Annotated in this window: 7 protein-coding genes; 4 read left to right on the top strand and 3 right to left on the bottom strand. The window is 71.5% G+C overall.

What is annotated here, in order from left to right:
- On the bottom strand, window positions 1-581 hold a 581-nt coding region (locus tag AC1D01_RS14235; protein WP_477867248.1), incomplete at its 3' end, for a symmetrical bis(5'-nucleosyl)-tetraphosphatase.
- 110 nt (window positions 582-691) lie between these two features.
- Between AC1D01_RS14235 and AC1D01_RS14230 the strand changes: the two genes are divergently transcribed.
- Genes AC1D01_RS14230 through pcaCD form a run of 4 tightly spaced genes read left to right on the top strand, consistent with a single transcriptional unit; the run spans window position 692 to window position 5,454 of the window.
- On the top strand, window positions 692-1,993 hold the full coding sequence (locus tag AC1D01_RS14230) for a hemolysin family protein (RefSeq protein ID WP_477867246.1): 1,302 nt from the start codon (window positions 692-694) through the stop codon (window positions 1,991-1,993).
- Window positions 1,990-2,769: a SapC family protein gene (locus tag AC1D01_RS14225; protein WP_477867244.1), complete on the top strand. Its 780-nt coding sequence runs from the start codon at window positions 1,990-1,992 to the stop codon at window positions 2,767-2,769. Before AC1D01_RS14230 ends, AC1D01_RS14225 begins: the two co-directional genes overlap by 4 nt.
- 13 nt (window positions 2,770-2,782) lie before the next feature.
- Window positions 2,783-4,195, top strand: a complete 1,413-nt coding sequence (pcaB, locus tag AC1D01_RS14220) for a 3-carboxy-cis,cis-muconate cycloisomerase (protein ID WP_477867242.1) — start codon at window positions 2,783-2,785, stop codon at window positions 4,193-4,195.
- Window positions 4,196-4,245: 50 nt separating this feature from the next.
- Window positions 4,246-5,454 (top strand): bifunctional 4-carboxymuconolactone decarboxylase/3-oxoadipate enol-lactonase PcaCD, encoded by a 1,209-nt coding sequence (gene pcaCD / locus AC1D01_RS14215; protein WP_477867240.1) that lies wholly within the window; start codon window positions 4,246-4,248, stop codon window positions 5,452-5,454.
- Here pcaCD and AC1D01_RS14210 read toward each other — a convergent pair.
- The gene (locus AC1D01_RS14210) at window positions 5,438-6,973 is read right to left on the bottom strand and encodes a S41 family peptidase (RefSeq protein ID WP_477867238.1); all 1,536 of its coding nucleotides are present in this window, start codon (window positions 6,971-6,973) and stop codon (window positions 5,438-5,440) included. The genes pcaCD and AC1D01_RS14210 overlap by 17 nt on opposite strands.
- 33 nt (window positions 6,974-7,006) lie before the next feature.
- Window positions 7,007-7,520: IclR family transcriptional regulator (locus AC1D01_RS14205; RefSeq protein WP_477867236.1), on the bottom strand; the 514-nt coding region annotated here is incomplete at its 5' end.

Here is a 7,520-nt window from a genome sequence, read left to right as displayed (position 1 = left end):
GAGCTGGACATCTCCAGCGTGCCGTCGGCCGCCACGAAACGGATCCGCGTCAGCACGTTCACCGCGAAGCGCAGCCGGTCGGCGCCCTGCAGCCCCGCATCCCAGCGCGCCGGCTCGTTGCCGTACATCACCTGCAGGAAGCCCACGAGGTCGTCGCCGCGCAGCCGCTGCTCCACCTCGCCGGYCAGCGCCAGCGTCATCGCCAGGTCCCACTGCGGCACCACGCCGGCATGCACCATCAGCCAGCCATGCGCATGCACCGCCATCCGCTGCTGGCGCAGCCAGTCGATCAGCGCGCCGCGGTCCGGCGCGTCCAGGATCTCGCCCAGCGTGTCGCGTCGCCCCGGCTTGCGCACCCCGTGCGCCACCGCCAGCAGGTGCAGGTCGTGGTTGCCCAGCAGGCAGGTGGCCGACGACCCCAGCTGCTGCAGCCGCCGCAGCGTGCGCAGCGAGGCCGGGCCCCGGTTCACCAGGTCGCCCAGCAGGTACGCGTGGTCGCGCGAGGCGGAGAAGCCGATCTTCTCGAGCAGGCGCTCCAGCGGGTCGCAGCAGCCCTGCAGGTCACCGATCAGGTAGTTCATCGCCGCCATTCTGCCCGCCACCCCCGTCACGGCCCCGCCGGCGCCATCTGCTACCCTTGCGGCCTTCGTCGTTTTGCGCGTTCCGGGCCGGGTCCCGGCAGCGTGCTTCCATGGACATCGCGCTCCTCGCCTTCCTGATCATCCTCAACGGTCTGTTCGCCATGTCTGAAATGGCGCTCACCGCCAGCCGCAAGGCTCGCCTGCAGGTCATGGTGGAAACCGGCGACGAAGGCGCCCGCGCCGCGATGGACCTGCACGAGAACCCCACCAAGTTCCTGTCCACCGTGCAGATCGGCATCACCTCGATCGGTGTGCTCAACGGCATCGTCGGCGAGGCCGCCTTCTCCGAGCCGCTGGCCGGCTGGATCCATCTGACATTCAACATCCACGAGAAGGCCTCCGGCATCACCGCCACCGCCCTCGTGGTGATGTGCATCACCTTCCTCACGATCATCTTCGGCGAGCTGGTGCCCAAGCGGCTCGGGCAGATGTATCCCGAGAACGTGGCCCGCCTGGTCGCGCAACCGATGGAATGGCTGTCGATGGCGGCGCGCCCGTTCGTCAAGCTGCTGTCGTTCTGCACCGAGGGCACGCTGCGCCTGCTGGGCATCCGCGGCGGCCCGAGCCGTTCGGTGACCGAGGAGGAGATCGCCGCCAGCCTCGAGGAAGGCCTGGATGCCGGCGTGATCGAGGCGCAGGAGCACCAGATGGTGCGCAACGTGTTCCGCCTCGACGACCGGCAGGTCGGCTCGATGATGATCCCGCGCACCGAAATCACCTGGCTCGACGCGTCGGCCGACCTCGACGACGTGCTGAAGGTGATGGGCGACCAGGAGCACTCGCGCTATCCGGTGTGCCGCGGCAGCCTGAGCGACGTGGTCGGCGTGATCTCGGCGCAGACGCTGCTGCAGCAGATGCTGCAGGGCCGCCCGCTCGCGTTGACCGAGGGCCTGCAGGCGCCGGTGTTCGTGCCGGAGACGCTGTCGGGCATGGAGCTGCTCGAGCAGTTCCGCGCCTCGTCGGCCCAGCTCGTCTTCGTGGTCGACGAGTACGGCGAGGTGCAGGGCGTCATCACCGTGCGCGACGTGCTGGAGGCGATCACCGGCGAGTTCACGACGCCGGCCGACGGCGAAGCCTGGGCGGTGCAGCGCAACGACCAGAGCTGGCTGTTCGACGGCCTGATCCCGGTGCCCGAGCTGAAGGACCGGCTGTCGCTGAAGGAGCTGCCCGAGGAAGACCGCGGCCGCTACAACACGCTGGCCGGCATGATCATGTTGTTGTTGGGCCGGCTGCCCAAGACCGCCGACACGGTGGACTGGGAAGGCTGGCGTTTCGAGGTGGTCGACCTGGACGGCAAGCGTGTCGACAAGGTGATGGCCACTGCCTTGCCCCCTGGAGCTGAAGTTCAATGATCACTGCCCTCTACAAGAAGCCCGCGCTGCTCGACCGCACGCGCCATGCCGGCAAGCACGTGCTGCCGCTGGACGTGTCGGGAGTCGCCGGCATGAACGCGCTGTTCTGCACCTTCGGCGAGTTCGTCGAGGCCGGCAAGGACTACCCGATCCTGTTCGTCAACAGCGGCACCACCGCAGACGGCAGCCCGCAGCTCAACCCGGCCGTGCTGCTCGGGCTGACGGTGGGCGAGAACCTGTTCGTCGAGGGCACGCAGTGGGTCGGCCGCTACATCCCGGCCGCGCTGCGCTGCTATCCGCTCGGGCTCACGCGCTTCCCGCGCGCCGACGGCACCGGCGACGAACTCTCGGTGGTCATCGATGAAGGCTACCCGGGCCTCGTCGACGGGCCGCAGGGCACGCCGCTGCTCACCGCCGCCGGCGAGCCGACCGAGACGCTGAACAACGTGATGAAGCTGCTCGAGCTGTACGACCAGGAAGCGCAGCGCACCCCGCTGTTCTGCGAACGCCTGCGCGAGCTCGACCTGCTGAAGAGCATGCGCGCCGAAGGCACGCTGGACGACGGTGAGACCTTCTCGGTCGACGGCTTCCTCGTGGTCGACGAAGACAAGCTGCGCGCGCTGCCCGATGCCCAGGTGCTCGAGCTGTACCGCAACGGCATGCTGCCGCTGATCTACGCCCACCTGGCCTCGCTGACCTGCCTGCAGCGGCTGAGCGATCGCAAGATGCAGCGGAAGGCACAACACGCCCAAAAGGCGCAGGCGTCCGCCGCCTGACCGGAGCGCCGTGATGTCGACGGGGCAATCGGTTTTCGAAAGCTTCCTGTCGACGCCCGAGATGTCGGCGGTGTTCTCGCCGGCCTCGGTGCTGCAGGCGATGCTCGATTTCGAGGCGGCRCTCGCGCGCGCGCAGGCCGCCGAGGGCCTGGTGCCCGCCGCCGCCGCCCAGGCGATCGCCGGCGTCTGCAAGGCCGAGCTGTACGACCTGGGCGCCCTCGTCGACGCGAGCGGCCGCGCCGGCAGCCTGGCCATTCCGCTGGTCAAGGCGCTGACGCAGGCGGTCGGCCTGTTCGATGCCGACGCGGCCGGCTTCGTGCACTGGGGCAGCACCAGCCAGGACGTGATCGACACCGGCCTCGCGCTCACCACCCGCCGCGCACTCGCGCTGGTCGACCGCGACCTGGGCACGCTTGCCGCCGCGCTGCTCGCGCTGGCACGCCAGCACCGTGGCGTGCCGGTGCTGGCGCGCACGCTGATGCAGCCGGCGCAGGTGGTCAGCTTCGATTTCAAGCTGGTGGCGTGGATCGCGCCGCTGCTGCGCTGCCGGCAGCGCGTGCGCGCGGCCGGGCTGCAGGCGCTGCAGCTGCAGCTGGGGGGCGCGGTGGGCACGCTCTCGGTGATGGGAGAACGCGGCCCGGCCGTCGCGCACCGGGTGGCCGAAGCGCTCGGCCTGCGGCTGCCGCCCGGCCCGTGGCACACGCAGCGCGACGAGCTGGCCTCGCTGGCCGGCGAGCTGGGCGTGCTGGCCGGCGCGCTCGGCAAGATCGCGAAAGACATCTCGCTGATGGCGCAGGGCGAGCTCGGCGAGCTGGCCGAGCCGTCGGGTGCCGGCCGCGGCGGCTCGTCGACGATGCCGCACAAGCGCAACCCGGTGGCCGCGATGACGGCGCTGGCCGCCGCGCTGCGCACGCCGCACCGCGTGGCGGCGCTGCTGGCCGCGATGGTGCAGGAGCATGAGCGCGGCCTCGGCAACTGGCAGGCCGAGCTGGCCGAGACGGCGGGGCTGTACCTCGGCGTGCACGGCGCGCTGAAGGCGCTGGCCGATGCGGCGCCGGGCCTGCAGGTCGATGCCGCCCGGATGCGGCACAACATCGATGCGCAGCACGGGCTGGTGTTCGCCGAGGCGGTGGCGATGCAGCTGGCGCAGCAGCTCGGCAAGGCGCGCGCGCATGCGCTGCTCGAGGCCTGGTCGCACGAGGCGGTGGCTGCGCGGCGCCCGCTGCGCGAGGTGCTGCTGCAGGCGCTGTCGCAGGACGAAGCGCTGCGCGCGCAGCTCGGTGCCGACCAGGTCGACGCGCTGTTCGACGTCGAGCGCGCCGCGGAACACGCAAGCCGCGTCGCCGATCCGCAGCTGGCGAGCTGGCAGCAGCGCGCCGACGCGCTGGCGGCCGAGGCGCCGTGGTCGGCCTGGCTGCCGCACTGATCTCCTCCCATTCTCGAAACATCCTTGAAACACCCTCGAAAGAGAGCGCGATGCCGGAGCAACAGGACGATTTCGACCGCGGCGTGAAGAACCGCCGCGCGGTGCTGGGCGATGCGTGGGTCGACCAGTCGCTGGACAACACCTCCGCGTTCAACGCCGAGTTCCAGTCGCTGATCACGCGCTATGCGTGGCACGACATCTGGGGCCGCCCGGGCCTGGACACGACGACCCGCCGCCTGCTGGTGCTGGGGATGACGATGGGCCTCGCGCGCTGGGAGGAGTTCGAGCTGCATTGCCGGGCCGCGGTGCGCGGCGGCGTGCCGGTCGAGAAGATCCGCGAGACGCTGATGCAGGGCGCGATCTACTGCGGCGTGCCGGCCGCCAACACGGCCTTCAAGCTGACCACGCAGATCCTGCGCGACGAAGGGCTGCTGCCGCCGCCGGCGCCGCTCTCGGCCGGCGTGCGCACGTCGAGCCACCACACCTTCAGCCGGCCGCAGCTGAAGCTCGCGCTGCAGGGCGAGGGCCCGCCGGTGGTGCTCAGCCATGCGCTGGGCCTGGAGCTCGGCATGTGGGACGCACTGGCCGCCGCGCTCGCGCCGCGCCACGAGGTGCTGCGCTACGACCACCGCGGCCACGGCGGCTCGGCCGTGCCGGCCGGCCCGTACCGCATGGACGAGCTGGTCGACGATGCGGCCCGCGTGATCCGCGAGTGGGGTGCCGGCCCGGTGGCCTGGGTCGGGCTCTCGCTCGGCGGCATGGTGGGCCAGGGCCTCGCGATCCGCCATCCGGAGCTGGTGCGCTCGCTGGTGCTCGCCAACACCACCGCGCACTACCCCGAGGCGGCGCAGGCGGCCTGGGCGCAGCGCATCGCGGCCGTCGAGCAGGGCGGGCTGCAGGCGATTGCCGACATGGTGATGGAGCGCTACTTCCACGCCGGCTTCCGCAGCGGCCGGCCGGAGGCGCTGGCGGCATTCCGGGCGGCGCTGCTGCGCACCTCGGCCGTCGGCTATGCGGCGACCTGCCACGCGGTGCGCGAGGTCGACTGGCTCGAGCGCCTGCCGCAGGTGCGCTGCCCGACGCTCGTGATCGCCGGCGCGCTGGATGTGGGGGCGCCGGTCGCGATGTCGCAGGCCATCGCCGAGCGCATTCCCGGCGCGCGGCTCGAGGTGCTGGCCGAGGCCTCGCACCTGAGCGTGGCCGAGCAGCCGCAGGAGTTCGCGGCGCTCGTCGAGGGCTTCCTCAGCGCGACGGCGTGAGGAAGCGGTTGCTCAGCAGCGGCCGGCCACGCACCGCGGCGCCGCGGCCGGTCGCGGCCCGCAGGGCTTGCGCGGATTCCTGCGACGCGGAGACGACCGGGCAGGCGCCGGTCGCGCGGTAGGCGAGCGCCGCCTTCAGCAGGCCCTCGTCCGGGCTGCCGAGCGGCTGCGTGAAGTCGTCGGACGCGACGCAGCCGGCGATGCCGGTGGCACCGCTGCCGTTCGGCACGAAACCGTCGGCATAGTCGCCGAAGCCCTTCGCGTTGATGCCCTGGAACTCGATCGGGAAGTACGAGATGCCGCAGTTGTCCTGCGCCGCGAAGCCATAGGGCTTGCCGCAGGTGCCGCCGCCGATCAGCCGCACGTCGACATCGACGCCGCGCAGGCCGTTGATCACCGCTTCGCTGGCCGAGCAGGTCTCGGAGGTGGCGAGCACGTAGACGCGCGGCAGGTCGAGCGTCGGCAGCGCTGCGTTGGTGGTGCTGGTGGCCTGGAACCCGAACGGCGCCTGCGCGTTGTCGGAGGTGCGCTTCGCGTTGTAGTTGAGCTTCTCGAACACCTTGCCGCCGGTGCGCGTCGGCCCGGCGATCATGTAGGCCAGCTCGCTCGCGATGTACAGGTAGCCGCCGCCGTTGTAGCGCAGGTCGAGCACCAGGTCGGTGACGCCCTGCGACTTCAGCGACGAGACGGCCTCGATCAGCTGCGCCTCGGCCGGCGCGACGTGCGAGGTGAAGACGATGGTGCCGACCTTGCCGGTGGCCGTCGGGACCACGCTGTAGTTCAGCACCGGCTTGGTGGTGACGGCCACGGTCGTCAGCGAGACGCTCACCAGGCCCGTGCCTGCCCGGTTGAGCACGTAGGTGTGCGTGCCGCCGGTGTCGCTGGCGAACATCGCGGCATTGAGCACGCCGACGCCGGCCGCCGTCTCATCGTCGGCCGACACGCCGTCGACCGTCACCAGCGTGTCGCCGCGCAGCACGCCCTTGGTGGCCGCCTCGGTGCCCGGGGTCACGTACGACACGCGCAGCCCGCGCGGGGCCCGCGGCGACAGCATGCGCCAGTTGACGCCGGTGCCGGCCTCGACGCCGGACTCGAACAGCGCGTCGGACGTGGAGGTCGGCAGGATGAAGCTGAACTGGTCCTTGCGAACGCCGCTGGCGGTGAGCCGGATCGTCTTCAGGGCCTCGAAATAGTTGTCGAGCGAGCCGTAGACGTCGGACGTGTTGCTGTACTGCGCCTGGCCGGCGGTGATGTTGGGGACTTCGTCGTACCAGAGGTAGGCGTCGTTCAGGTAGGCGCGCACCCACTGCTTCTCGATGTCGAGGCTGCCGCTGTGGGTCGAGGCCAGGGAGTTGGTCGGGGCGCATTGCTGCGCGTACTGCGACGAGGACGCGAGGCGGTTGCTGGAATCGCCATCCGATCCACCGCCGCAGGCGGTGAGGGCGGCTGCTGCGACGAGCAGGCTGACCCAGGTGGCGCGCACGCGTTGACCGGCGTGCCGTTGGCTTGGAACTCCCATTTCCTCGCTCCCGATTCATTGGTTGAACGCCGACTATACCGGTGCATCCGGAGGGCCGGCGCCGCCGAGCTGGCGCGACAGCTGCGCGGCGCAGCCCTTCAGCGCGAGCGCGACCGGGCCGGTGGGCTGCACGTCGAAAGTGGCGTTCGGGCCGATCGCCGCCAGGCTCAGCACCAGCTCGCCGTGCAGGTCGAACACCGGCGCCGCCATCGCACTGACGCCGGGCACCGTGCCGTCGACGACGCGGCTCAGGCCCTCGGCGCGGATGGCCGCCAGCTGCTCGCTGAAGGCGGCGTCCAGCGTGCGCCGGCCGCCGTGCGGCTGCTGCGCCAGCAGCTCGCGCAGGCGGGCCGGCGGCAGGTGCGCGGCGAACAGCAGGCCCGACGCCGTGCCGCGCATCGACATCACGGTGCCGTGGCGCATGTTGACGTGCACCGCGGACGGTGCCTCTTCGACGCGCACGATGGTCGGCCCGCGGTTGCCCCACACCGCGATCGCGACGGTGTGGCCGACCTGCGCCGCGAGCGCCGGCAGCAGCGGCGTGGCC

The sequence above is a fragment of the Rhizobacter sp. P3_B12 genome (assembly GCF_056402895.1).
The sequence above is the reverse complement of the archived record's forward strand: the minus strand, read 5'-3'. Positions and strand labels throughout refer to the sequence as shown.